The organism is Bacillus sp. OK048 (assembly GCF_900103525.1).
Lineage (GTDB): Bacteria > Bacillota > Bacilli > Bacillales > Cytobacillaceae > Neobacillus.
Map to the genome: position 1 here is coordinate 37,247 of NZ_FNHN01000016.1, position 24,926 is coordinate 62,172.

Sequence of the window (24,926 nt, forward strand, 5' to 3'; positions counted from 1 at the left end):
TTTTAGAATAATAATAGATCCATGAAAAAATGGTTATTGACATTCATTCTAAATCAATGTAGAATAAAAAAAGTAATTTTGAATCAAAAAAATTTGTTAGTGGACTTTTCTAGAGACATCTCTATTTTCGCCACACAGCTTATTTAGCTGTGTGGCTTTTTATGTTTTATAGAATGAAAGGAGTAATTAAAAAATGAAAACTTGGCATTACGCACTACTTGTGTTATTGGGGGGATGCTGTTACGGTGCATTATCCACTTTTGTAAAGTTAGCATATGCTGCTGGTTTTACCAGTGCATCGGTGACAGGAAGTCAACTCTTAATGGGTACTTTAATAATCTGGATCATTGCTCTTTTTTCGAAAAAGAAAAAACTGACCCTGCCGAAAGTAGGAAAATTACTTTTATCGGGAATTCCACTTGGTTTAACGAGTCTATTTTATTACCAATCACTACAAACACTTAACGCATCGCTTGCGATTATCTTTTTATTTCAATTTGTCTGGATTGGCAGCTTATTTGAATGGTTTTTTTATAAAAAGAAACCAACAATGGGAAAGGTTATTTCCATTGCTATTCTGGTGATTGGTTCAATATTTGCCTCTGGAATTATTGCTGGAGGCAGCGGGGAAATTACGTGGCAAGGAACTATTTGGGGTATGCTTTCTGCCATAACCTATACCACTTTTATCTTTCTTAGCGGTAGTGTGGAAAAAGATACACCTGTTGTGCAAAAAAGTGCTTTATTTACCACTGGGGGCATGATTACCGTTTTCATCATCAGTCCGCCAACGGAGTTACTACAATTACCAGTATTATTAGAAATTGCACCGTACGGTTTTTATCTTGGCCTACTAGGAGTAGTCTTGCCGCCAATCCTATTTACCATCGGCATGCCACATATCGGACCAGGTCTTGGGACCATTTTAACATCCGCTGAACTCCCTATAGCGGTTATCTTATCAGCGCTAGTCTTATCAGAACACGTAAGTACGTCCCAATGGCTCGGAGTTGTTTTAATATTAGGCGGAATTATAGCGGGAAATCTCAAGATAGCTAAAACGAAAATAAAGCCTTCCTATTTGGAAAGGGAATCTACCTTATAAGAATGGCGGACCAGCCCAAGGGGACAGTTCTCATGTGTACCATGAGAACTGTCCCCTTTTGCAATTCTCATAGAAAGCTATTCTTAGTATCTTGATCTAATTTTTTCATCTCCAGCTCTACCTTTTTTTCCTCTAACTCCAATTCTTTTATCTTTAGTTCATTATCTTTCTTCTTAATATAGCCGTAATATATCAGAGAAATGCCTATAACGATTGTTGCATAGAAATAAAATCCCAAAATGTAACCCCCCCTTTTAATTTCTTCTATTCACTTTTACGAATCAAAACCTTTTTAGTTTCACTTCTTCAATCAAAAAGAAAAAGACCTCCAACAATAAAAGTTGAAAGTCTACATAATAGAAATTGACCAAATGGACATGTTATATATTATGAAGCTTTTTTAATGTTTTCGACTTCAATGGGTGGGGAAAATTGACCTTCCCATTTTGCGACAACAATCGCTGCCAGTGAATTTCCAACCACGTTAACGACAGTACGTCCCATATCTAGAATACGGTCAATACCAGCAATAAATGCTAATCCTTCAGCAGGTAAACCCATTGTACTAAAGGTAGCTAACAGAACCACAAAAGATACACCAGGTACTCCCGCCATACCTTTAGACGTGACCATCAAGACTAACATGAGTGTAATTTGTTGAACAATGCTCAGTTCAATGCCATACATTTGGGCAATAAATAAGGATGCGATTGCTTGATATAAAACAGAACCATCCAAATTAAAAGAGTAGCCTGTTGGAATAACGAAAGTCGCAATGTGTTTTGGACTTCCTGCTCGCTCCATTTTGTCCATAATTTTTGGAAGTACGGTTTCCGAACTTGCTGTTGAAAAAGCTAAGATTAACTCTTCTTTTATCATCTTTATTAATTTAAAGATACTGAACCCAACGAATTTGCCCATCAAGCCGAGAACAACAAATACGAAGAAAAACATCGTTCCATAAACCGTAAGGGCTAGCTTACCTAATGGGAGAAGTGATGCAAAACCATATTTAGAAATGGTTACACCGATTAATGCAAAGACACCGATTGGGGCATATTTCATAAATAAGTTCGTCACATAAAACATTGCATTTGCCATACCTTCAAAGAAACGCAAAACCGGTTTTCCTTTTTCTCCAATGGCTGCAATTCCAAGACCGAATACAACGGCAAAGAAAATAATCGCTAGCATATCGCCTTCAACCATGGCTTTAATCGGATTTGTAGGAACAATATGAAGTAATGTATCAGTAATTGATTTACCTTCTTGTTCTTCTGATGTGTGTACATAGCCTGAAATATCAGTTTGCTCTAGTCTGTCCATATTGATTCCTGCACCAGGCTGAAATATATTGGCAGATATAAGTCCGACAGCGATTGCGATCAATGTCATTGCGATAAAATAAGTAAGTGATTTAGCACCTAACTTACCAACAGATTTCAAATCACCAACACCAGCTATCGCAACGATAATACTAGAAAGCACAATTGGCACTACTATCATTTTAATTAATCGGATAAAAAGATCTCCAAATGGCTGTAACACACCCTGTGCCGTTTCACTTCCATAGAAGATCCCACCGACAATAATACCTAAAAGTAGACCGATAAGAATCTGAGTTGCTAAACTTGATTTAATTTTTTTCATAAATAACCCTACCTCCCTGTTGATTTTAATAACCGAATTTCTCAGGTAAGGGAAACAAATAGAACGATATTTAACACAAAAAAACGGCTTATGCTGAATCATTTTCCTATCATTTTGTTTCCTCTCAATCGCATACGAGGTTAGCTTTCAGGTTAGGACTATGGGAAACGATAAGCCCCTTCATTTTAAGAATTCACCAATAGCGGCGAAAATATCCGCATAGAAAATTTGGGTCCCCCGCTCTAAAAAAAGATTAAGCGCAAAATAAATTTTATATCAAAATACTATATTAGTAAACAATTTATTGCTTCCAGTTTACTTTAAATGACCATGGGGCGGTTTCTTCATCTGCTATCGTGAACGAATGGACTGAGCTTCACTCCAATCACACCCACTAGATTCACTAAGACTTAAGTCGTAGAGAAAATTCAGTCTCCTCAAAACAAGGCAATTATGGGATATTTAGGTAGCAGGAACGAGGAAGACGTGTTCATCAATAATTCTATTCGCAAAAAGGCGGTGTTGATCCAAATTCATTATCGAACTTTATTAAGAGTTTGAAAATTAATGGTAAATGTTACCTAAAATTTACAAAAATGTGTTAAGATTTTACCTGGATTTATACGATTCAAAGGGGGAAATATACTTATGTCAGTTTTTACAAAATGGGCTTTTCGAAACAAAGCCGCTGTGTCATTAATGACGATATTAATACTAATTATTGGGGTCGTTAGCTATTTTCGCTTACCGATGGAGTTCTTGCCTTCCGCAGACAATCCGCAAGTAACGATTATTACTATGGGCCAAGGAGCCGATTCAAAAACAATGGAAAGTGATGTCACTTCTCCTATTGAACGGGCAGTTAGCGGAATTAAAGGGAAAAATTCGATCTATAGCTCAACGGGAGACGGCTTTTCAAAGGTTGATTTATTTTTTGAAGCTGGCTCAGACATGAAGCAGGCAAAAGTAGATGTTCAAGAGGCATTAACCCAGGTGGCGCTCCCAGCCTACATTTCAAAGCCAATTATTTCACAGCTAAATACATCCATGATTCCCATCTCTAACATCGCTGTCACCTTTAAAGATGGCCTCACGGCAGAAAACCTGGAATTGGTAAGAGAAAAAATTGAGCCGTTATACAAAGGAATTGACGGAGTTTCTCAAGTTCAAACCTATGGCTTAGTTAACCCTGTTATCTCAGTAAAAATCGATAATCAAAAGTTAGCTGAAAACCAAGTATCCCTTCAGACGGTGCTGGGAATTCTTCAAGGTCAAAATACCGCACTTGCTATTGGCGAAAAGAATATTGATGGAAAAACAAGCAATATAAAGGTGATTGGCGACGTATCCAGTCTTGAAAAACTAAAAAATCTTCCAGTAGCACCAAATGTTACGCTTGAGAATGTCTCATCGATTGAAGAAACCACACACTCTAATTTTCTTAATCGGTTCGACGGAAAAGAAGCATTAAGCATCAGTATTACGAAGGACAGCAATTCGAATGCTGTCACCATTAGCAAAGAAATCGAAAAAGTAACAAAGGAAATTAACAAAAAATTCGATACACAAGAATCGACGATCTATGTGGCCTCAGCGGATATGGTTGAAACATCGGTCCAAACGATGATGAAAGAAGTCCTTCTTGGTGCTTTATTTGCTACGATTGTCATTATGATCTTTTTACGTAATATCCGAACGACGTTTATTACGATTGTATCCATCCCGCTGTCACTTTGTTTTACCTTGTTCTTACTATCACGTTCTGGGGTAACGTTAAATATTTTAACACTCGGCGGTGTTGCGGTTGCGGTTGGGCGGCTTGTCGATGACAGTATCGTTGTCATTGAAAATATTTACCGCAAAATGCAAACAGAGAAATTTTCGGTTCAAATGGTGATTGATGCAACCAAGCAAGTTGGTGTTGCGATTACGGCCTCCACATTAACAACGGTCGCAGTTTTCCTGCCCATGAGTTTATTGAACGGTGGACTTCGGGAATTCCTGTTACCTTTCGCCTTAACCGTTACCTATTCACTATTGGCCTCGCTGTTGGTTGCATTAACATTGGTACCGTTAATGAGTGCTGGTTTGTTGAAAAATACTAAACTTCCAGAACATAAACCGGCAGTGCTTTTTCCAAAAGCTGTCAAATGGTCATTAAATCATAAATGGGTTGTCTTTACGATTAGTATCCTTTTGTTTGTCGGATCGATCGGTGCATACTTTATCGTACCGAAGGGTGCCGTTGACAATTCTTCTGCTGACTTTGTCTCCGCCACCTTGAAATATCCAAATGAAACGCCTTTTGAAACAGTCAAAGAAAAGGCACTCGAGCTTGAAAATTCGATCACTGACATGGATGAGGTTGAATATGTTTTTAACCAAGTCGGTTCTTCGGCTGATTTCGCTCAATTTGGCGAAATTGGTTCTCCAACCGAAGCGGTCATCAGTATCCTATTAAAAGATAAAGCCGATACCGATAAGGTTTTAAAAGAAATTGAAAAGAAAAAGGATGACTATAAGGATGCTGTATTAGAAGTCGCCTCGGCTTCGTTTATGATGGGTGGTTCCGGAACCAATATTACCATTGATGTGATTGGTGAGGATATCAATCAACTGGAAAAAACAGCAGACTCGATTAAAGAGAAAATATCAGATATTGACGGGGTTGAAAAAGTAACATCGAATCAAGATGAAAAGAAAACCGTCTACTCGCTTGTCGTTGATCCTGCAAAAGGGAATACACAACAAATTGCCCAGCAGCTTGGGGTCATGCTAAATCAAACCCCGCTTGGAACGATTTCGGTAAATGAAAAACAAACCATGGTGGTCCTTGAACCTTTACTTAATACGAAAACACAAGACGATTTGAAAAAAATTCCGATAATGACCGAAAGCGGAATGGTACCCGTATCGGAGATAGCAACATTACAAAAGGCTGAGAGCTCGACTAGCCAATTCCATAAGGACGGAGAAACGTACCTACGCGTCATAGCATCCGTCGATCCTGCTAAGCTCTCTGATATTTCGACCAAGATTAATGTAGAATTATTCGGAGATCAAAATGGTGGCAATAAAGGAATGGACCTTCCAGAGGATGTCGACGTTCTCGTTGGCGGAGCAAGTGCCCAACAGATGGAGGACTTTACCGATTTATTCTTAACGATGCTTGTTTCCATCGGAATTGTGTTCTTAATTATGGTTATCACGTTTAAGTCAATTAAGGCGCCCATCGCAATCTTGACTTCCCTGCCGCTAGCAGCCATCGGTGCGATTTTAGGTATTTTAATCAGCCGGATATCCGTTGATATCACTGCCCTGCTTGGAGCGCTGATGCTGATTGGAATTGTCGTCACCAATGCGATTGTTCTGATTGACCGTGTTAGACAAAATGAAGAAAAAATGACGATTCGCGAAGCACTAGTGGAAGCGACGGCTACGAGAATGCGTCCGATTATGATGACCGCCATCGCAACGATCTGTGCGATGATTCCACTGTTGTTTAAAGCGTCTCAGACCGGCAGCTTGGTTTCTCAAAGCTTAGCAGTTGTCGTTATTGGTGGTCTGGCTCTCGCTACACTGTTAACATTGATCGTCATCCCATGCGTATACGAATTATTGTATTTTAAAAAATCAAAGAAACAAAGAATGGCAGAATCAACTGACCAACCGATTCAGATGTAAAAAAGCAGGCAGCTTTTTGATGCCGGTTGTTGCACTTTACATTTGATCTTCCCATGGTGCCTCCTAGATATCTGATAACGATAAACGAACATTTTATTGAATAGTTATCCACAAGTCTATGGATTTTATAGTTTCCTAAACCACGAGAAAAGCCAATGATTCCAACACAATCATTGGCTTTTCCATTCTCTAATTAAGAAAACTTTTTATTAATATGGCAATAGGATCTTACTTCAATATTTTCTCATAAAAATTTAATCTATGTTGTGAATTCTCTTTTATGATAATATCTACACCACTGTCGACGAATTTTTCTACATTTTCTCCTTTTATCACTCTCATGGCGGTTTCAACGCTTAAATATCCCATATCATAAGGGTTTTGGCCCACGGTCCCAGGAATGGTTTCATCTGCAATTAACTCCACCATTTCGGTAAGTCCATCCGGCCCAATGACAGGAATCAGGAGTCCTTGCCCCTTTAACTCCTGGATGACCGGTAACGCGATTGTGTCATGCGTGGTCATGACACCCTTAATATCAGGCTGGTCGCGTATAAGCTTTTTTATCACACTTTGAATCGTTTTGGTGTCATTCGGAATCCCTGTTTTTAAATAGGCGATTTTGATCCCTGCATTTTGTAAAGAAATTTTAGCGCCCTCGATCCGCTCCCTAAATACGGAATTAGACAATTCTCCTCCGAGAATGGCAATCTTATTCCCTGGTTGCAGTTGCGAGGCTAAAAATGCTCCCGCTTTTTTACCTAATTCGAGATTATTGGTTCCGATGTACGCTGTTTTGTTTTTCACTGGAATATCATTATTTACCAGTAAAATTGGAACATCCGTAAAGGATTCTAATGTTGGGCTTAAAGATGATCCAATTGGTGCCGTAATGATAACATCCGGCTTTTCTTTGTACGTCTTTATTAATAAATCTGCCTGTCCTTGCGTTGTTGATTCACTAGGAACCATCACCTTACCATCGATGTCAAAGTCTTTAAACCCTTTTTCCATTCCAGCTCTCATAATTCTCCAATATTGGGAGTCTCCTTCTTTTAACACAACGACCACAGTAGGCTTTTTATCAGCTAGTGTTACGGATATAAAACCTAGAACCATGACAGAAATGACAGCACTAACAACCAAAATAACTTTCACTTTCTTTAACACGGCATCCTTCCCCCTCTCTTTTCGTGTTGTAGATGAACCTAAGCGTTGGTTAAGCTGGGAATGAGCTGGAATCGGGCAGAGAAAGTGGTCCCTTTTTCACTTGTTTCAATTTCAATTTGGGCATCATGCCGTTTTGCTACACTGTAACAAATGGCTAACCCCAAACCTGTCCCTGTTTCCTTTGTGGTAAAGAAAGGTGTCCCTAATTTTGATAATACCTCTGGGCTGATTCCCTGGCCTTCATCTTTTATTTGCAGGACAACTGTCTCTTTGTCTTTATAGGTTTTAATCGTCAAACTTCCATTAGAAGTCATCGCATCTAATCCATTTAAGGCAATATTCAAGATGAGCTGGCGAATTTCTTTCTCATCCAGGGAGATGTCAGGACATTCTCCTAATTCAAGCTTCATCTGTTTATTCGAACGGAATGCTTCCGCTTGAATAAGAGGAGATAAAGCCTCAATTATAGCGTTCAAGTTTTGCTTCTTTTTGACACTGATTTTATTTTTAGCTAGATTCAAAAATTCTGTGATTATCGAGTTTGCCCTGTACAATTCCTCTAACATTAAATCAACGATATCAGTAGATAAATTGTCGACTTTATTCCTTGATAATTGTAAAAAACCTTGAACGGTTGTCATCGGGTTTCTAATTTCATGGGCAATACCTGCTGCCATCTCGCCGATTAAATTTAATCGGTCTAGCCGATACATTTCATTCTCGAGATGTACCCTGTCCGTAATATCGGTCAGAACAACCAGCATACATGGTTCGGACTGGATATCAATCAACTCAGTAGATAATAACCCTGATCTAAATTCCCCGTTCTTCGTTTCATACCTGATTTTCTTGTTTCTAATCTTTTTCGTTAAATCAATAATCGTCTCGTTCGCTTCATTAATAAAATGCTTACAATTTATTCTTTGATGGATCAATTCATCACAGCTATAACCTATATAGTTTGTCCAACTGGTATTTACTTCCATAAAAGTTAAATCCCTCTGTGATAAAATCGCCATTAAGCAAGGGCTAGATTCAAAGATTTTTCGAAACCTCTCTTGGGTGTGGAACAGGTGGTCAGCCATTCTTTTTCGTTCATCAATTTCTTTTTGCAGTTTTATATTTGAATTGGTCAGCTCAAGCGTCCGCTCTTCGACGATTTGTTCCAAATTCGTAAATCTCTGTCTTTTCACTTCTTCTATTTGTTTTCTTTCTGTTACATCACGTATCGTACAAACAAAAATCTGTTCATCCTCAATGATGGTGGATGCAATTAACAGGTCCGCGTAGAAGCAGCTATTATCCTTTCGACGAGCAACTACTTCAATGATCTTTCCTACCGATTGTCTAAGCGTAGATTGGAGTAAGAGTGAGAGTGAGAGTGACGAGTCACATAACACTTCATCCTCCCATTCAGGAAAAAGTTTCAGAATGTGTTGCTCCAACAATTCCTTTGCCTGGTAGCCAAACATGCTCCTTGCGGCCGGATTTACAGAAAGAATTGACCCTTGATGATCAAACGTGACAATGGTATCGGTTATCGTTTCACTTATGGCTCTTGATAATGCCTCTGTTCGACGTAAATTTAAGGTGGTTCTGTCCAACTTTTTGTTGACTTTATTCAGTTCAAGCAAATGTCCTAGATCCGTTTGAATAATCGTTTCTTTATGAATTTGATGGATTTTGACAAACTGCTCAATTTTCTTTTTCAATGTTTCCGGCTGAAAGGGTTTAAAAATATAATCGATCGCACCTACAGAGTATCCTTGATGAACATGTTCCATATCTTGACTAATCGCTGTAATAAAAATAATAGGGATATTTTTTGTTTTTTCTCTCGCCTTTATAAGCTTGGCAGTATCGAAGCCATTAAGCCCCGGCATTTGAACGTCTAGCAAAATCACCGCAAAATCATGTTGAAGCATGCATTTTAACGCTTCTTTACCTGAATGGGCGCTAATAAGATTGTAGTTTGGTGAAGTGAGCACTGCTTCTAATGCCAAAAGGTTTTCTGGATGATCATCCACCATTAAAATATTCACCTTTTGAGTAGGTGTACTACTTAAGTTTACGATAGAGCCTTTCGGGTCCATCAAATTCTCCGTAACAGTCTTCATAACGTGTAAATTTAACCCCCTCTCTTTTCCCTAAGCCAAGAAAACCTGAGGTGCTTAGGCTTTCATATATTAATTGATGAACATCATTTTGAAGGTTTTTATTAAAATAAATAAGAACATTTCGGCATATTATCAAATCAAACTCGTTAAATGAATGATCGGATACAACATTATGCTGGGCAAAAACCATATTTTTCTGAAGAAATGGGTGGAAACAAACCTTATCATCAATAGCTTGATAATATTCAGAAAAAGCCTGTTTCCCTCCTGCTTCAATATAATTTTTGGTATAGAGCTTCATCCCTTCTAAAGGGAAGGTTCCCTGTTTTGCTTTTTCGAGAATATTCTTATTTAAATCGGTTGCATAGATTCTTGTTTTATCGTAGATTCCTTCTTCCTGCAGAAGTATCGCCATTGAATACACTTCCTCACCTGAAGAACATCCAACATGCCAAATTTTAATCGAAGGATAATCCTTAATTAAAGGGACCACCTTTGTCCGGATACTCTTAAAAAAGCTTGGATCTCGAAACATCTCGGTAACATTGATTGAAAAGTCGGAAAGTATACTTGCCATTACACCAGGTTCACGAAGAATTTTTTCCTGAAGAGCCGATATACTTGAAAGTCTCTCAAGCTGAACACGATGGTTAATCCTCCTTTGGAGAAATGGAAAGGCGTAGTTTCTAAAATCATACCCATAATATCGAAACACAGCCTCAAGTAATAAATCGATTTCAATTCTCTCGATTTCTTCTAGCTGAACTAGATTACGAGATTCATGTGGTTTTACCTGTGCGATTTTTTACCCCTCCTTCGTGAACAGCCAAACTTGCATTAATGAGAACAGCTGGTCCAAGTTAATCGGCTTACTAATATAATCGGTAGCACCTGCCTCCAGGCATTCTTCTCTGCTGTGTTTCATCGCCTTTGCAGTAAGGGCGATGATCGGTATGGTTTCAAATATGCTTATCTTACGAATATGTTGGATTGCCTCAAATCCATCCATCTCCGGCATCATAATATCCATTAAAATCAGGTCGGTAGTAGGATGATCCTTTAAAACCTCCAGCGCTTCCCTGCCATTTTCCGCAACCAGGATCTCCATATTATAGTTCTCAAGAGCAATTGTTAAGGCATATACATTACGAATATCATCATCGACGATAAGAATTTTCTTGTTTTTCAGGATCGATTTCCCATGTGTGATCATGGTCTCTTCCTTTATAACTTGATTATTTGTGTTCACTAAATAGTTCGCTTCCAAACTTACCGCTGCTTCCGTTCGAGCCGTAGATAGTTGCACTATTTTGTTATTCATTTGCACGTGTGGCAAATATAACGTAAATGTACTCCCTTTACCAATTTCACTTGAAACTTCTATAAACCCGCCTAATAAATGAGCAAGTTCCCGGCAAATCGACAGACCTAATCCCGTACCGCCATATTTCCGGCTTGTCGTACCATCTGCTTGTTTAAAGGCATCAAAAATCGTCTCATGTTTTTCTTTTTCGATGCCAATGCCTGTATCACTAACGGAAAAAGCAAGTATCTGTTCAGCATGATGTTCTTCTCCCATATTCATCGTACTGTTTTTCATGACCTTACGGATTTGTAAGGTGACACTGCCGCTTTCCGTAAATTTAAACGCATTGGAAAGGAGATTTTTTAAGATTTGCTGCAGTCGTTGTTCATCCGTAAAGAAAGTCTTTGGTAATTCTCTTTCCATTTCGATTGTAAAATGAACCTTCTTCTGATTTGCAATCGGTAAGAATTGATGATAAATAAAATCTCTTACTTCATTAAGTTCTACTTCTTTTGAAATCACATCTAGTTTTCCAGACTCTACTTTTGCCAAATCTAAAATATCATTGATTAAGTTCAATAAATCATTTCCGGAAGCGTAAATGGTTTGAATGTATTCCTGTTGGTTACCGGTCAGATTCCCTTCCCCATTTTCAGAGAGGATCTGTGCTAGAATGAGCAAACTATTCAGAGGTGTTCTTAGTTCATGAGACATATTTGCTAGAAACTCAGTTTTATATTTAGAACTAAGCAGCAACTGTTGTGCTTTTTCTTCAAGTGCCGCACTGACCTCTTGTATTTCAACGTTCCTTTGTTTAGACGCTTCATACTGTTCCTCTAGTTTTTCATTTGTCGTCCTTAACTCCTCTTGCTGCATCTGGAGCTCCTCTGATTGGGCTTGTAGTTCTTCTGTCAGGGCTTGTGATTCTTGCAATAATTGTTCTACTTTCATGTGATCCATAATACTATTGATCTTAATGCCTAAATTGTTATTCACTTCTTCAAGTAGCTTTATTTGTAATGGGGTAAACGTCTCAAAAGAGGCAATTTCAATCACCGCAAGTACTTGGTCCTTAACTAATACTGGTAAAATCATAATCGTTTTAGGGGAAGCTTCTCCCAGACCTGAACCGATTTTTAGATAATCATCGGGAACCTGATTTAAATGGATGGGGCGCTTTAAAAGTGCACATTGCCCAATTAATCCCTGTCCTAAACGAAATTGCTTTCGTTCGTCCTCGAAAGCTAAAGAGGCAAAGGAAGATATTCTTGTTAAATACTGGTCACTTTTTTCAACTTCCTTTAAATAGAAGACGCCATGGCTCGCTCCTACCATAGGTACTAGCTTTGTGATTAGCATAGTCGCTAGCATCTGTACATTTTCCATTTCCGGATACAATGTTGCAATTTCAGCAATGTTTGTATTCAGCCAACTCAGCTCTTCTGCTTCTTCTTTTACTTGTTTCTCGATTCTACTATGTTTCTCAAGTGCGTTGGCCATTTTATTAAAGGCCACTGCAATTTCACTCAGTTCTCCTTGTGATTTAATTTCAATACGTGGTAATGTATCAAAATCACTTGCCGTTGCTTGTTTCATTACGTCTGTTACCTTGTTAAGATTGTTGCTTGTGCTTTTTATGATCCATATGGCAAAACCTATACCGATGAGTAAGCCGATCACAAGGAAAATATAGATATTTTCAACTGCCCAATTATAGGTATCTTTGGAACGTAACAGTTCATTTTTCATCTCTTGTTCCTGTAAACCATGAAGCAGTTCTGCCATTTGAATCATTCTTTGATTGAATTGTTCAAATTCAGTCCAAAAAGCCGGGGTAAGTTCTACGTTAGGATTGATTTTTCTATCCATTAACGCTTGCTGACCCATTTTTCGATAAGATTCATGTAAGATTTTTATTTTACCTATGAGTTCTTGAGATTTCTCTTGGGTGTCCTTTTTCTCGAGTGAGTTAATCGCAACTTGTAATTTTGAATTTGAATTTTCCCATGCATTCAACGAGTCTGAATGAATTGCCTCTCCATGATCATTCAATATGGTATTTATTTCTTTTGATATTGTTAACGTCTCATCTTTAATCGTGGTAGCAATTTCGATTCTCTCATTAATATCAATAATCACAACGTTCATTTTAACCGTGGATTGTTCAAGCATGTTCATAAGTAGCATAACGATAAACGTAATGAACAAAAGTAATGATCCTATGCTCAAATAAAGCTTCGTTCGAAATCTCATAAATCCTCCTAATTGGACCAAGGAGACGGTTCTTTTGGTCTGTTTTTTGCTAACTTGAACCAAGTGAACCGTCCCTGTGGAGTTCTTAAATAGATAAACTAGTAAAAATTTTCCCACTTTTAATCATACTTTAAAGTCCTTATTATCGTCCATATGTTATTTTAGTAAGTTATAAATTTTCAATTGGAAAAACTAACCATTCATAAAATCGGACATACATCCAACGTAATTGGCGTTAAATAAACAAATTTCATCGAAAAAAAACACGATAAATAAAATTAAAAATAGGGTACAGGAATCTTTGCGATTCTGTACCCTATTTACGTTGCTATTTAGTGTTTCACACCCTTAAAGGGTACCCGTTACTCGAACAACAATTTACCTTTTTGCTTATATTAATTACCAAGTCCAATTTGTGATGGAGAGTAACATTAAAGCTGCTGCTGCTAATGCAAGGTTCTTAAGGAATTGACTCTGCTCGCCTGCTTTTGCCGTCTGATCCTCAACCTTCCAGAAATTATGCATCATAAAAGCTGTAACCACTAGGAATACCACTAATAAATAAAGACCCCATTCAACCCAATATGCCGTAAGGATACTTAATCCTCCCGCTAGGAGCATTAATCCTGTTACGACTACAGATAAACCAGGTGCTGGGACCCCTTTATAAGAGGCATACTGCTTTAAACCTTGAAATTGGATGAAATGATTAAGACCAGAATAAACAAAATAAAGACCAAAAACTGCCCGACCAACCAGCCATAGCCAATCCATTCAGACATCATCCTTTCATTAGGTTAGTTACTTGCACTGTATATATATACATTTTATTTAAAGAATATTCCCTCTTTTCTATACTTATTTTTGTAGAAACTGTACGCTTTTTTCGTAGAACCTGGATAAGCATTTGTCAATAATGTATATTATACTTTACAAAATGAATGGTTTACTTTACAATAATATTGGAGAGGATGGTGATTTATGGAAATTCAAAATCGCGTTAAAGAATTAAGGGCAAAACACCGCCTTACTCAAGGAGAGCTTGCTGATCTTGTACAAATCACGAGACAAACCATTGTTGCGCTAGAAAAAGGAAGCTATAGTCCCTCTCTCCTACTAGCATGGAAGATTTCCAGAGTGTTTGGATTAAGCATTGAGGACATTTTTTTATTTGATGAGGAGGAACAGAAGTGAAAGTATTATGGGGAATAGGTAGCTCAATAGCAACTGTCATCTTATTTGGTTGGACTCTTGTTGAATTGTACGGGATGAGTAGTGTATTTGCTGAAATGATCGGTGATACAGAAAGTTCTTCTTGGTCGGCTGAAGCTAATATGCTGCCATTATTCGGATTAATTTTACTTGGTGTGGTTATGTTAGTTGTCCATCGGTGGCAAAAAAGGAATAATCATCTAGGTTATAAAAAATCAACATGGCTGCCTACCGAAATAGAAGAAAGTGATGAGCGTGAAAAGGATGTTACCGCAAAGGCTTGCAGAGCTTCTTATATTAGCCTATTTTATTCCTTTCCTGTTATTGCCGCACTAATGGTCCTCTATCCGTTCGTTGCAGAAATGATTCCTTATTATCCTGTACTAATCATTTTGCTTTTACCGATTAGTCAAATCCTTGTCTATGCTATTACATGGCAAGTTAAATATAAAGCCTAAAAAGTCTTTCAATTTAAATGTTCTAGTCACCTTCCCATTTTCCATAACGGCTTTAGAGTATACCTTTTTTCGATAATTAGATCGCCCAAGTAATAATTAGCAACAGGATTATCTTTTTGCCCTTGCAGTGCATTTTCTAGCCATTGGGCTTTCTAATAGTAAATTAATTGAACAATGAATAATATTCTATATCAATCACAAAAATAGCCTAGAGGTAGTTTGAGGACTAATCTCCATCATCAGCATGAGGGTTTTGTCCTCAATAAGCGGTCTTGAGGACTAATCTCTATCATGAGCATGAGGGTTTTGTCCTCAATAGACGGTCTTGAGGACTAATCTCCATCATCAGCATGAGGGTTTTGTCCTCAATAAGAGGTCGAAGCCATGGTACCTATGGTATAAAAAAAAACAGACTCTATAAAGAGCCTGCTTTTGTTTGTTCATTATTAAGCTTTACGCACGTTAGCAGCTTGAGCTCCACGTTGACCTTGCTCAACGTCAAAAGTTACTGCTTGGCCTTCGTCTAAAGATTTGAAACCTTCGCCTTGGATTGCTGAGAAATGAACGAATACGTCTTCTCCGCCTTCGCGCTCGATAAATCCGAAACCTTTTTCTGCGTTAAACCATTTTACTTTACCTTGTTCCATTATGTTTCCTCCAGCTGTGTGTTTTACACACAATGTGTTACTATCCTTGAACTCAGTGATCATCAAGACGAAAAGTTAATCTTATACTATCCTTTACACCGAACAAAAATAATTCTTCTAAAGCTTAACACTTTTAAAAAGGAATTGCAAGTGATCATTTGGACGGTTCTCTGATGGTCTAAAAAAGTTCCTGACACTCTTACTATCTATAACTAATTTTACTATCTTTTGGAGTTAACGATGTTAATTATGGGTGGAGTCTGTTTTCTCTCCGTTCCAATCCAAACTAATCCAAAAACAATGACTACTCCACCAACTAACTGAGCTGCCCAAATCGGTTCTTTAAAAAATAACGCACCTGCTACTGTAGCTGCTGCAGGAACGAAATAACGGAAGAAATTCGCTGTCGCTGCACCAACGTGTTTCATCGATATATTCCAAATAACAATGGCAATGACTGTGCAAAATAGCACATTGTAAACAACGGCTCCCCATGTGACGATAGATAGATTGTCCCACTGGATCGTACCCCATTTATCAAATGTAATCGGAAATAAAAATAGTGTACCAAAAAAGATGAACCATGTGGACACGCGAAGCGGAGAGTATTTTTCCATCAGCGGCATGGTGGCCAAATTAAATAAGGCACCGATTAAACTAATAGATAGAGCAATGTAGTTTCCTATCATATACTCCGAACCGAGATCAAAGCCAGCCTTTCCGCCAAGGATGATCATTGTTACCCCCACTAAAGCGATTAAACCTCCCGTAGCCACTCTGGCTGTTATTTTTTCACGAATAAATAACGGTGCAAAAAGAGCAGCAAAAATGGGCCATGGAGCAACATTTAGTAAAGAAGCATTCGCAAGTGTTGTATACTTAATCGAGTACATGACCATAATTTCTAACCCCGTGATACCAATGAAACCAATAAAGGCTAGTTTGAGCAAATCATGTTTCTCTACTTTCATACTGCCTTCTTTCCACTTTAACATAAGAAATAATACAGGTAATGCCAGTCCAAATCTAAGAAATACAAACACCTCTGCGGGAAACACTTCCATTGCCCACCGCGATATCCCAAAATTGATTCCCCAAACAATGGATACAAAAATCAAGCCTAGATAATAATAAGTATTTGACGCCATGTTTCCCCCCTGCCATTCATTCGAAAATAACTACTTGTATAGCATCCTAGATAATCCATGTCCATGAAACTCCTATTTCCATTCATATGCCCAAATTGTGTACGAATAGAACAGTCCTTTCTTATACCTGAATCAATAAACAAAAAAGTGTACAGGTCCCATCCAATTTTATGGATGGGGCCTGTACACTTTTTTATTGTGTTATGAAAAAAGCCATCTGAACTGTCCGAGCTTACCCGCAGTTTAGCGTGACGCTTTTGGCGGTTCGCATGCGTCACATTTACGTTGGTTATTATTTTTAAATTTTGTAAATGTTTTTTCAAAGTGACTACCACACGTACATTCAAAAAGTAACTTTTGAGAAAAACCGTGATATTCTGTCGTTAGCAACTTACTTTCCGAGTTGTTCTCAACAAATTCTTTAATTTTACCAATTGTCCATCGTTTATTCATTCTCATACACCTCCATATTTTATCGCTAGCGGAGGCTTATCTAGGCATCCGTTCAATTCCAAATTTAAGTCGTAATCATCCTAAGTTTCTTATTATAGCATGAGCTTACACACAATAAAACAGATTAAAGACCCTTCTATCATGGAAATTATGAATCAATAACCGCATTCGTCATCTTAGTGTCTTCTTTAGAATCTTTTATATATTCCAAAACCCGCTGAGCCATTCGTTTATATCCAGTTATGTTTGGGTGGAATTCATCATCCGCCAATAAATCCATTGTAGATTGACTAAAGAGGTCAATCGTTGGAATATACCTGACATTCTCATATTCTTCTGTAAGAGATTTTCCGGTGTCATTCCAATTGTCGATAATCATGCCAAGTTCTTTGATTTCACCAAAGTGCCGTTCAAATGGATTATAAAAGCCTATCAAATAAACTTGGGTTTCTGGATTTATCTCATTAATTTTATCCATAATAGCAGTTAATCGTTTACTATATTCCACCTTTTCTTTTTCAAAAAGATCCAATGTAACGTTCATAAAATTGGATTTTAATACTTTCATAATATCATTCGCACCAATGGTAACTAGAACAATATCAGCCTTTTCAATGGCAGCTACAATGTCTTTTTTTTCCAACCGCTTTAATAATTGATCTGACCGGTTACCTTTTTTACCGAAGTTATCTACCGTGATATTTAGGTTATTGTCTTCAAATGTGTTATTGAGAATACCCACATAACCACCATTCTTTGATTCGTCTCCGACACCTTCGGTTAGAGAGTCACCGATAGCTACAATCCTATGTTCTTTTATAAATAAATCTAAGGTACCTTCTACGACTTCCCGAACCTTAGCCTTAATTTCTTCGGTTATTGAGTTTTCATTCTTTTCAACGGCTTCTTTTGGTACATCCTTAATGGTTACATTTTCAAGCGCAGCCACTGTATTTTTCAGTTTTTCCTGGTTAACAGAAGCGATCGCCTCAACACTTTTCAGTCCTGATTGATTATGGTCTGGCAAAAATACAAATAGAAATACACCCAGAAAGATGAAACCAGTAATAATAAATATAGCTGTTTTTATTTTCTGCAAAATTCCATCACACCTATTATTAAAGTAGTACTATATAAAAAAACATTCTTGTACTATAGTTTATTCATTTTACCATGGAGTGCAACAATCCGATAGACAACAAATTTTAGAATAAACAAAAAATGCTATTCATCTACCAATTTTTTGGATAGTTTAATTATTTTCCTTGATCATTAGTTGACATAATATTTTTATGGACTAGTCAGTCGTCCCGGTTGCATTAAAGCAGCCGTTCACCGGGACTAGCCCATTTTTCCTTATCGCTTAATTTCAATTGGACCGCCATCGTAAATTATACATTTAAGGAATAGTTATTAATTTGAAAAATAATTTTCAAACAATGCAAAAAACGGGTAAGCAATTCCTCGCTTTCCCGCATCAATGATTATCGCATCTTTTGAGACATTGACTAGACAAAATTCCAATAGCAGTTTAGATAATATTATTCAAGGATTAACTCAATCTTATTTTCTATGTTCTCTATTATTGAATTGATATCTGCATACCCATAATAACGAACATGTATGACGGCTTTTCCTTTAGAAGCAAATACTTCTTTCATCGCCTCTTCCTCATGAACAATCAAAAGATCAAAAGTTGGATGCTTTGTTTTAACAAAATCTTCATCACTAGATTCATATTTATATCTTTTTATTAAATCAGAAATTAGATGATCCGCCATACTTGGTATACTTAGCTGATAAACCCTTGTAAGAATACTTGGCGAGTATTCGCCACTCCCGTCCTTCCACATTTTTCCGGGTACCACCCCGTTTTCATCTGTTTCATAATGTATTGGTGCAAACGGACTCCAATAGTATGTATAGCTGTTAGCCCAATCAACATCATCATTCGTATCGGAAGATTCCACTCGAACCAAAGCAGGATTCTGCTCTACATCTGCTAATCTGACAAACGGTAAGTCAAGACTTGCCTCTGGCAATGTTTTTGTATCCATTTTTACAAGCTGTACGAATGGAATTATTGCACTCAATCCAACCACTACTGTAAAAAGAAAAGCGATAATCGAATTAAATCGGTGGTGCTTCTTCCAAGGAGCATGATGATCAATCTGTTTTCCCTCAATAAGATTTTTTCGCAAAGCACGAATGGATATGGCTGCCTGTAACGAAGTATAGGCCGAATATCCAAGGAAGATGGCTAAAATCGTTTGTTGAATAGCCATCCCTTCAACCAAAACGAAGATAGGTGTTCCATCAAGAAACCAAATAGCAAACAACATACTGATCATTAAGATCATGGCGACAGCAACGAAACCAGCATTAAAAGCTAATTTCTTGTCCAGTTCCTTTAAGGTATAAGATTGCTCGGCAGGGTCTGTATGAAGCTCTGCTGCATTACGCTCAACGGGTGATGAAAATACGTGAAAATATTTGTTGCTTGTCACATAATCCCATCCACTTTCCGCATACATCTGGATTTGATCTGGTGTAATCTTCTTTTCTATTGATACATCTATTCTGTACCTCAATTCTTTCGGCTCACCTTTAACAAACTTGACAAATTGTAACCCCATCTTTTTTAGATGGAATCCCTTAGCTGCCATGTCCGCAAACCAGTTTTCATGCTCGCCGATTCGCCAATAATCACTGGGCCGAAGTTTGTAAACTGTTTTATTCATTCTCATCACCTTCCTCTAAAATGCTGCCATCTTGGATCATGGCTTTTAATCGACCAAACTCTATACGTAGTGCTTGTTCTCCTTCTGGGGTAATTTGGTAAGTCTTCCTTCTGCCATCATCTTCCGCCAATGAAATTAGACCGTCTTTTTGCATTCGTGTGAGTACTCCGTAAAGTGTCCCCGGCCCCATTATTACTCTGCCATTCGAAACTTCTGTGATTGCCTGCATTAGCTGATAGCCATGGTTGGGATGCATTAATGCTAGTAATACATAATACATTGCTTCTGTCATCGGTCCCCCATTATATGCCATTGCTTTTATCCCTCTTTCGGTTTTTTAAGAATATTATGTAACGCGATATTATGCATCGCGATATATCGTATAACATAATACTACTTGATAACCTATGTATTGTAAATATAAATTCTAGGGTTAGGCGCTAGAATAAAAAGAAAATAGAATTTCGGATTTTTTGCATCAAAAAAAGAGCCTACAATGGCTCTGAATTTCTAAAAAAAGATCCGAACTTCAATTAATTGTTACTTCTGAAAGGCGCAGATTAAACTCTGTGCCCTTTGTAATGAAGCTTCGAATTAAACCGGGAGTTTATTATCTGCCTTTTCCTCGATTAAAGACTTTAGTAGTTTTTTAGATTGCGGTAAGGAAATTCCTACAACCGGTCCTAATAGGAAGGCAATTATGACGGTCCCTATACCAACCGGTCCTCCTAATGCCCAACCAAGTATGAGTACTAGTACTTCCATTCCACTGCGAACCCGTTGAATACTCCAGCCTGTTTTTCCAATAATCAATAGCATGATTCCATCACGAGGTCCAGAACCCAATTCAGCCGACATATAAATACCCGTTGCAACCCCCATGAGAATTGCACCTATTGTAAAGAAAATGACAGCTCCTATTACACTATTGATACTTGGCAATAGCCAGAGGAAAAAATCCGTAAATAATCCAATCAACAACATATTTAAAAATGCACCAATTTTAGGCAGCTTTTTCGTTGCAATAGAGGAAACTGTTAATAATAAAAAGCCCATAATGATAGACCACGTGCCGATTGATAGCCCGATTCGCAAAAACAGTCCATAGTGAAACACATCCCAAGGACCTATTCCTATTGACTTGCCTTCAACCGTTAGGGCAATACCCAACCCGAATACAATTAATCCAAAAATAAAAAAAGTCCAGCGACAAATCCATTCTTTTCTCATAACTGCTCCTCTAAATACTATATTTTCACTTAGGTACTATACCATAACTAGGAAGCTAATATTATATAAAATATATGGAATCTAGAGATAGAGCAAAAAAGTGACAGGCACCCACCATAAAAATGGAAGGTACCTGGCACTTGTTTTCAATAATAAGTTGACTTATCTTTCAATTGGAACCCAACCTTCAATCTCTAAAATTAATTTCCATAAAGGGGTTGGGATGACAGCTTGATGCTGTTCGTTTTGTTTTAGCTGCTTAGAGATCGATTCTTCTTCATGATTCTGTACTTTTTCAACCCAATGCGGATCAACAATTAGCGCTCGTCCAATCGCCACAAAATCTGTTTTACCTTTTTCTACTAGAAGTGCTGCATCCTTTGGCGTATGAATACTACCTACACCAACTAGTGGTATCCGCCCGTTAATATATTCAGCAATTAATTCAGTCCGTGATTTTTCACTCACAATTCCTCGACGTGGGTTTGCCCAAGCATCGGTTGTTGCAATATGAAGATAATCAATATCTGCTCTAATTAATTCATCTATAAGTTCAAAGGTTTCTTTCATAGTGATTCCCGGAGTTTCAGGCTCCTCTGGTGAAAAACGATAACCAACTAAAAATGGCTTTTCTGCATACTCATTAATCACTTTCTTTACTTCTTCTATTAATTTTAATGAAAATAAAAGTCGATTTTCGAATTCATCATTTCGTTTATTTGAATGTGGTGAAACAAATTGTTGAATTAAATAACCACTTGCTCCGTGTAATTCAACACCATCGAACCCAGCTTCGATCGCTCGACGTGTAGCTTCACCAAAATCAGTAATAATTTCGTATACCTCTTCAGTCGTTAATGCTCTTGGTGATTGTTTAATGCTATAAAATCCACGGTCTTCCAGTGGAGCCACGGTACTTGCACTTACGGTTTCCTCATTTGGAATAAGTCTTGGCACGGCTAAACGACCGCCATGATAAAGTTGAACAACACCCTTAGCTCCGCCAGAGTGAATCACATCAGCTAATTTGGAGAGACCTTCAATTTTATCATCATGATCAATGCCCATTTGTCCATCGAAGCCTTTACCATTTTTCGAAACATACGCACATGCCGTAACAATTGTCCCGACACCATTTGCACGTTCTCTATAGTAATCAAGTTCATCCTTTGATACGTAGTCATTCTCATCGGCAGAAAAAGTTGTCATTGGTGCCATCATGAGACGATTTTTTACATGAACACCACTTTTAAAAGTAAAATCTTGAAATAATTTTTGATAGTTATCCTTCATTTAAATTCCCCTTGATTAATGAATATTTTCTAAAGCTTCGATTTCCTGTGTAATGGCTTCACTACCTGTATTTAGCTTTTGGGCAATGTATTTTATATTGCCACGTGAAATTTGTTCTGCAGGTGCAGCAATAGCTAAGGCAGCAATTACTTTTTTATGACGAAAGACAGGAACGGCTACACAACGGATACCGACGATCCGTTCCTCATCATCAAATGCATAGCCCTCTTGACGAATGGCCTTTAAATGATAATGGAAAAGTTGCGAGTCTTGGAACGTATTTTCCGTCGCAGGTTCGAGTGACATTTTATCGTATAAAGGCACTAACAGGTCTTCATCTAAATGGGCCAAAATGACTTTTCCTAAAGCTGATTGATGCAATTTTGAACGATTTCCGATTTCTTCATCTGCTGACTTTTTAAAAGGAGCATGTAACACCTGGGTCATGACAAGATCGGTACCGTCCACTTTGCCTAAATAGGTACTCATTTGTAGATTTTCTGCTACTTGATAGATGGAATGTAAAGAGGCCCAATCCTTCTCTGATCGTTTTTCAAAACCGTGACAAAACATTTTATGATTAATAAAATATTGAGTTTGAATTTTATAGATATAATTCATCTCTTCTAACGTTGTTAATAATCGAAATGCCGTAGATTTACTAAGGTTGAGTTGATTCATCGCTTCTCTCAACGTAATCCCTTGATATTGTTTGACTATTTCTAAAACAAGAAGTCCTTTTTTCAGGGTTGATACTTCATTATTTGCCATTTGTTCACCTCATCTTCTACTAGTATAAGTCTTAATACTTTTTTGCTCAAAATATGTAGATGTGGTTTCATTATTTGAAACTAGTAAGATGTTCAATAAATAAATGATATTAGTTTTTTGATTTCGAACAGGATAGATTATTCTATAAAGAAAGTTTCAATATATGAAACTAGAACGAAGTAATTTGTGGACTTTACTTCTTGTCATTATGATTAGGCTAATAAATGATAGGAGGAAAAAAACATGAAATATACAACATTAAAAAAATCAGAACTTAAAGTATCAGAGATTGGACTTGGTACCAATGCAGTTGGCGGGCATAATTTGTTTCAAAATTTAAAGGAAGCGGATGGAATAGACTTTGTAAGAGAAGCATTGAACAATGGAGTAAACTTTATTGATACTGCTGATATTTATGGTCTTGGACGTTCTGAAGAATTAGTCGGTGAAGTAATAAAAGAATTTAATCGAAATGACATTGTGATTGCAACGAAAGGAGCGCAACATTGGTCCCCCGATGGTTCTGTAAGAACAGACAATCGTCCTAAATATTTGCGAGAAGCCGTAGAAAAGAGTTTACAAAGATTACAACTAGATTTTGTAGACTTATATTATTTACACTTTCCAGACAATGAAACACCTTTTACTGAATCTATTGGTGAATTAGCTCGTTTAAAAAAAGAAGGAAAAATTCGTGCAATTGGGGTTTCGAATGTTTCAATTGAGCAATTAAAAGAGGCAAACGCCCATGGTGATATTTCCGTCTTACAATCACCATATAATATGTTAGATCGTTCAGCTGAAGCCGAATTACTACCATATTGTGTTGAAAATAATATTTCATTTATCCCGTATGGTCCGTTAGCCTTTGGATTACTTGGTGGTGGTTTCACGAAAAACACTACGATAGATTCACAGGATTGGCGCAATTCTATTCCTTTATTCCAAGGTGAGCAATTCCAACAAACACTTGAAACAGTAGACAAATTAAAGGAAGTTGCTGCACAAAAGGAAACATCTCTTCCTAACTTAGCACTAGCTTGGTTACTTGCTCAAGAAGGTGTTGATGCCGTTATTCCGGGAGGCAAAAGGAAAGAGCGAATACTAGAAAATATTCATGCGAGTGAAATTATTTTATCGAAGCTAGAAATAACAATGATAAGTGATATACTACGTAACAACTAATAATAAATGGTGTCGACCCCCGATGCAGTAACGCTTTAATTCGTCGGGGGGCGGACACTAGAAATAATATTGATTAGAATGGATTCGTAGCTTAGTTGCAGTGCCTGTCACAACCCGAAGAATCTTGTTTCACATAAATGTTCCACAAGTCGAAAAATGCCAGAGGAAAAGTCACAGGCCAGTGTGCCTGACCCCCATTACGGCAAAGCGTTACAGCATCGGGGGTCAGGCACCAATTTTCGCGTGGTTTGGATGGTTATGACAGATAAATAAAAAGATGAGTAGTGTTTACCTATATCAATAATTCCCACCTCTAGTTCGTGCTTAGCTTCTGATTTATCCTGATATAAAAATTCATCAGACGCTTTTTCCATTCCTCCTTCCACTTTTTCTTTCAAGTCTTCTACAACCATTTCTTGCTGACGATAAATCGCTTCTCAAGCTTCCGTTACCCACTCCGGCTGCACGGAACTGGCTGTTGTGGATATTTTATCACTTTTTCT

Annotated in this window: 22 protein-coding genes and 1 riboswitch; of the genes, 5 read left to right on the top strand and 17 right to left on the bottom strand. The window is 37.6% G+C overall.

The window, feature by feature from the left end; genetic code table 11:
• Positions 1 to 193: 193 nt before the first annotated feature.
• Positions 194 to 1,105: an EamA family transporter gene (locus tag BLR86_RS22325; protein WP_090766990.1), complete on the top strand. Its 912-nt coding sequence runs from the start codon at positions 194 to 196 to the stop codon at positions 1,103 to 1,105.
• Positions 1,106 to 1,172: 67 nt separating this feature from the next.
• Here the strand turns inward: BLR86_RS22325 and BLR86_RS26295 are convergent, their stop codons facing one another.
• The gene (locus BLR86_RS26295) at positions 1,173 to 1,343 is read right to left on the bottom strand and encodes a hypothetical protein (protein ID WP_175493015.1); all 171 of its coding nucleotides are present in this window, start codon (positions 1,341 to 1,343) and stop codon (positions 1,173 to 1,175) included.
• A gap of 149 nt (positions 1,344 to 1,492) precedes the next feature.
• Positions 1,493 to 2,755, bottom strand: a complete 1,263-nt coding sequence (locus BLR86_RS22330) for a cation:dicarboxylate symporter family transporter (protein ID WP_090766993.1) — start codon at positions 2,753 to 2,755, stop codon at positions 1,493 to 1,495.
• Between the two features lie 114 nt (positions 2,756 to 2,869).
• Positions 2,870 to 3,025: riboswitch (cyclic di-AMP (ydaO/yuaA leader) on the bottom strand.
• A gap of 378 nt (positions 3,026 to 3,403) precedes the next feature.
• Here BLR86_RS22330 and BLR86_RS22335 point away from each other — a divergent pair.
• Positions 3,404 to 6,439: an efflux RND transporter permease subunit gene (locus BLR86_RS22335; protein WP_090766996.1), complete on the top strand. Its 3,036-nt coding sequence runs from the start codon at positions 3,404 to 3,406 to the stop codon at positions 6,437 to 6,439.
• A 228-nt stretch (positions 6,440 to 6,667) separates the two neighbouring features.
• On the opposite strand, the gene BLR86_RS22340 is transcribed toward BLR86_RS22335, so the two are convergent.
• The 5 genes from BLR86_RS22340 to BLR86_RS22360 all read right to left on the bottom strand — a co-directional run bounded on the left by BLR86_RS22340 (position 6,668) and on the right by BLR86_RS22360 (position 14,059).
• Positions 6,668 to 7,609 (bottom strand): sugar ABC transporter substrate-binding protein, encoded by a 942-nt coding sequence (locus BLR86_RS22340; RefSeq protein WP_090766999.1) that lies wholly within the window; start codon positions 7,607 to 7,609, stop codon positions 6,668 to 6,670.
• Between the two features lie 38 nt (positions 7,610 to 7,647).
• A complete protein-coding gene (locus tag BLR86_RS22345) occupies positions 7,648 to 9,726 on the bottom strand; it encodes a PAS domain S-box protein (RefSeq protein ID WP_254782423.1) in 2,079 nt (692 codons plus the stop codon).
• Positions 9,668 to 10,528 (bottom strand): CheR family methyltransferase, encoded by an 861-nt coding sequence (locus tag BLR86_RS22350; RefSeq protein WP_302847248.1) that lies wholly within the window; start codon positions 10,526 to 10,528, stop codon positions 9,668 to 9,670. Before BLR86_RS22350 ends, BLR86_RS22345 begins: the two co-directional genes overlap by 59 nt.
• A 3-nt stretch (positions 10,529 to 10,531) precedes the next feature.
• Complete coding sequence (locus BLR86_RS22355) at positions 10,532 to 13,285, bottom strand: ATP-binding protein (protein ID WP_090767007.1); 2,754 nt, start codon at positions 13,283 to 13,285, stop codon at positions 10,532 to 10,534.
• 399 nt (positions 13,286 to 13,684) lie between these two features.
• Positions 13,685 to 14,059, bottom strand: a complete 375-nt coding sequence (locus tag BLR86_RS22360; protein ID WP_090767009.1) for a DoxX family protein — start codon at positions 14,057 to 14,059, stop codon at positions 13,685 to 13,687.
• A 207-nt stretch (positions 14,060 to 14,266) separates the two neighbouring features.
• On the opposite strand from BLR86_RS22360, the gene BLR86_RS22365 reads away from it, so the two are divergent.
• Both BLR86_RS22365 and BLR86_RS22370 read left to right on the top strand, forming a co-directional pair.
• Complete coding sequence (locus tag BLR86_RS22365) at positions 14,267 to 14,479, top strand: helix-turn-helix transcriptional regulator (RefSeq protein WP_175493016.1); 213 nt, start codon at positions 14,267 to 14,269, stop codon at positions 14,477 to 14,479.
• A complete protein-coding gene (locus BLR86_RS22370; protein ID WP_090767012.1) occupies positions 14,476 to 14,955 on the top strand; it encodes a hypothetical protein in 480 nt (159 codons plus the stop codon). The genes BLR86_RS22365 and BLR86_RS22370 overlap by 4 nt, the downstream gene beginning before the upstream one ends.
• Positions 14,956 to 15,401: 446 nt before the next feature.
• Here BLR86_RS22370 and BLR86_RS22375 read toward each other — a convergent pair whose 3' ends face one another.
• The 9 genes from BLR86_RS22375 to BLR86_RS22415 all read right to left on the bottom strand — a co-directional run bounded on the left by BLR86_RS22375 (position 15,402) and on the right by BLR86_RS22415 (position 23,238).
• On the bottom strand, positions 15,402 to 15,602 hold the full coding sequence (locus BLR86_RS22375) for a cold-shock protein (RefSeq protein ID WP_027322891.1): 201 nt from the start codon (positions 15,600 to 15,602) through the stop codon (positions 15,402 to 15,404).
• 221 nt (positions 15,603 to 15,823) lie between these two features.
• A complete protein-coding gene (locus BLR86_RS22380; RefSeq protein WP_090767017.1) occupies positions 15,824 to 16,750 on the bottom strand; it encodes a DMT family transporter in 927 nt (308 codons plus the stop codon).
• 243 nt (positions 16,751 to 16,993) lie between these two features.
• On the bottom strand, positions 16,994 to 17,203 hold the full coding sequence (locus tag BLR86_RS22385) for a hypothetical protein (protein WP_090767020.1): 210 nt from the start codon (positions 17,201 to 17,203) through the stop codon (positions 16,994 to 16,996).
• A 148-nt stretch (positions 17,204 to 17,351) separates the two neighbouring features.
• On the bottom strand, positions 17,352 to 18,302 hold the full coding sequence (locus tag BLR86_RS22390; RefSeq protein ID WP_254782425.1) for an SGNH/GDSL hydrolase family protein: 951 nt from the start codon (positions 18,300 to 18,302) through the stop codon (positions 17,352 to 17,354).
• Between the two features lie 442 nt (positions 18,303 to 18,744).
• A complete protein-coding gene (locus tag BLR86_RS22395) occupies positions 18,745 to 19,944 on the bottom strand; it encodes a DUF2812 domain-containing protein (RefSeq protein WP_090767023.1) in 1,200 nt (399 codons plus the stop codon).
• A complete protein-coding gene (locus BLR86_RS22400; protein WP_090767025.1) occupies positions 19,937 to 20,257 on the bottom strand; it encodes a PadR family transcriptional regulator in 321 nt (106 codons plus the stop codon). Before BLR86_RS22400 ends, BLR86_RS22395 begins: the two co-directional genes overlap by 8 nt.
• Positions 20,258 to 20,538: 281 nt before the next feature.
• Entirely contained in the window at positions 20,539 to 21,174 is a 636-nt protein-coding gene (locus BLR86_RS22405) for a YczE/YyaS/YitT family protein (protein ID WP_090767028.1), read from the bottom strand.
• A 162-nt stretch (positions 21,175 to 21,336) separates the two neighbouring features.
• Positions 21,337 to 22,467, bottom strand: coding sequence for an NADH-dependent flavin oxidoreductase (locus tag BLR86_RS22410; protein ID WP_090767048.1), 1,131 nt, complete (start codon positions 22,465 to 22,467; stop codon positions 21,337 to 21,339).
• A gap of 15 nt (positions 22,468 to 22,482) precedes the next feature.
• On the bottom strand, positions 22,483 to 23,238 hold the full coding sequence (locus BLR86_RS22415) for an IclR family transcriptional regulator (RefSeq protein WP_090767051.1): 756 nt from the start codon (positions 23,236 to 23,238) through the stop codon (positions 22,483 to 22,485).
• A gap of 243 nt (positions 23,239 to 23,481) precedes the next feature.
• On the opposite strand from BLR86_RS22415, the gene BLR86_RS22420 reads away from it, so the two are divergent.
• Positions 23,482 to 24,423 (top strand): aldo/keto reductase, encoded by a 942-nt coding sequence (locus BLR86_RS22420; protein WP_090767054.1) that lies wholly within the window; start codon positions 23,482 to 23,484, stop codon positions 24,421 to 24,423.
• 197 nt (positions 24,424 to 24,620) lie between these two features.
• Here BLR86_RS22420 and BLR86_RS22425 read toward each other — a convergent pair whose 3' ends face one another.
• Positions 24,621 to 24,836 (bottom strand): hypothetical protein, encoded by a 216-nt coding sequence (locus BLR86_RS22425; protein ID WP_090767055.1) that lies wholly within the window; start codon positions 24,834 to 24,836, stop codon positions 24,621 to 24,623.
• Positions 24,837 to 24,926 lie beyond the last annotated feature (90 nt).

Coding starts and splice junctions, on each gene's coding strand:
- BLR86_RS22380 (WP_090767017.1), bottom strand. CDS start 16,750: ATGGCGTCAAATACTTATTATTATCTAGGCTTGATTTTTGTATCCATT.
- BLR86_RS22360 (WP_090767009.1), bottom strand. CDS start 14,059: ATGGATTGGCTATGGCTGGTTGGTCGGGCAGTTTTTGGTCTTTATTTT.
- BLR86_RS22335 (WP_090766996.1), top strand. CDS start 3,404: ATGTCAGTTTTTACAAAATGGGCTTTTCGAAACAAAGCCGCTGTGTCA.
- BLR86_RS22400 (WP_090767025.1), bottom strand. CDS start 20,257: ATGGCATATAATGGGGGACCGATGACAGAAGCAATGTATTATGTATTA.
- BLR86_RS22405 (WP_090767028.1), bottom strand. CDS start 21,174: ATGAGAAAAGAATGGATTTGTCGCTGGACTTTTTTTATTTTTGGATTA.
- BLR86_RS22385 (WP_090767020.1), bottom strand. CDS start 17,203: ATGAATAAACGATGGACAATTGGTAAAATTAAAGAATTTGTTGAGAAC.
- BLR86_RS22325 (WP_090766990.1), top strand. CDS start 194: ATGAAAACTTGGCATTACGCACTACTTGTGTTATTGGGGGGATGCTGT.
- BLR86_RS22375 (WP_027322891.1), bottom strand. CDS start 15,602: ATGGAACAAGGTAAAGTAAAATGGTTTAACGCAGAAAAAGGTTTCGGA.
- BLR86_RS22425 (WP_090767055.1), bottom strand. CDS start 24,836: ATGGTTGTAGAAGACTTGAAAGAAAAAGTGGAAGGAGGAATGGAAAAA.
- BLR86_RS22395 (WP_090767023.1), bottom strand. CDS start 19,944: ATGAATAAAACAGTTTACAAACTTCGGCCCAGTGATTATTGGCGAATC.
- BLR86_RS22420 (WP_090767054.1), top strand. CDS start 23,482: ATGAAATATACAACATTAAAAAAATCAGAACTTAAAGTATCAGAGATT.
- BLR86_RS22345 (WP_254782423.1), bottom strand. CDS start 9,726: ATGAAGACTGTTACGGAGAATTTGATGGACCCGAAAGGCTCTATCGTA.
- BLR86_RS22410 (WP_090767048.1), bottom strand. CDS start 22,467: ATGAAGGATAACTATCAAAAATTATTTCAAGATTTTACTTTTAAAAGT.
- BLR86_RS22355 (WP_090767007.1), bottom strand. CDS start 13,285: ATGAGATTTCGAACGAAGCTTTATTTGAGCATAGGATCATTACTTTTG.
- BLR86_RS22415 (WP_090767051.1), bottom strand. CDS start 23,238: ATGGCAAATAATGAAGTATCAACCCTGAAAAAAGGACTTCTTGTTTTA.
- BLR86_RS22365 (WP_175493016.1), top strand. CDS start 14,267: ATGGAAATTCAAAATCGCGTTAAAGAATTAAGGGCAAAACACCGCCTT.
- BLR86_RS22330 (WP_090766993.1), bottom strand. CDS start 2,755: ATGAAAAAAATTAAATCAAGTTTAGCAACTCAGATTCTTATCGGTCTA.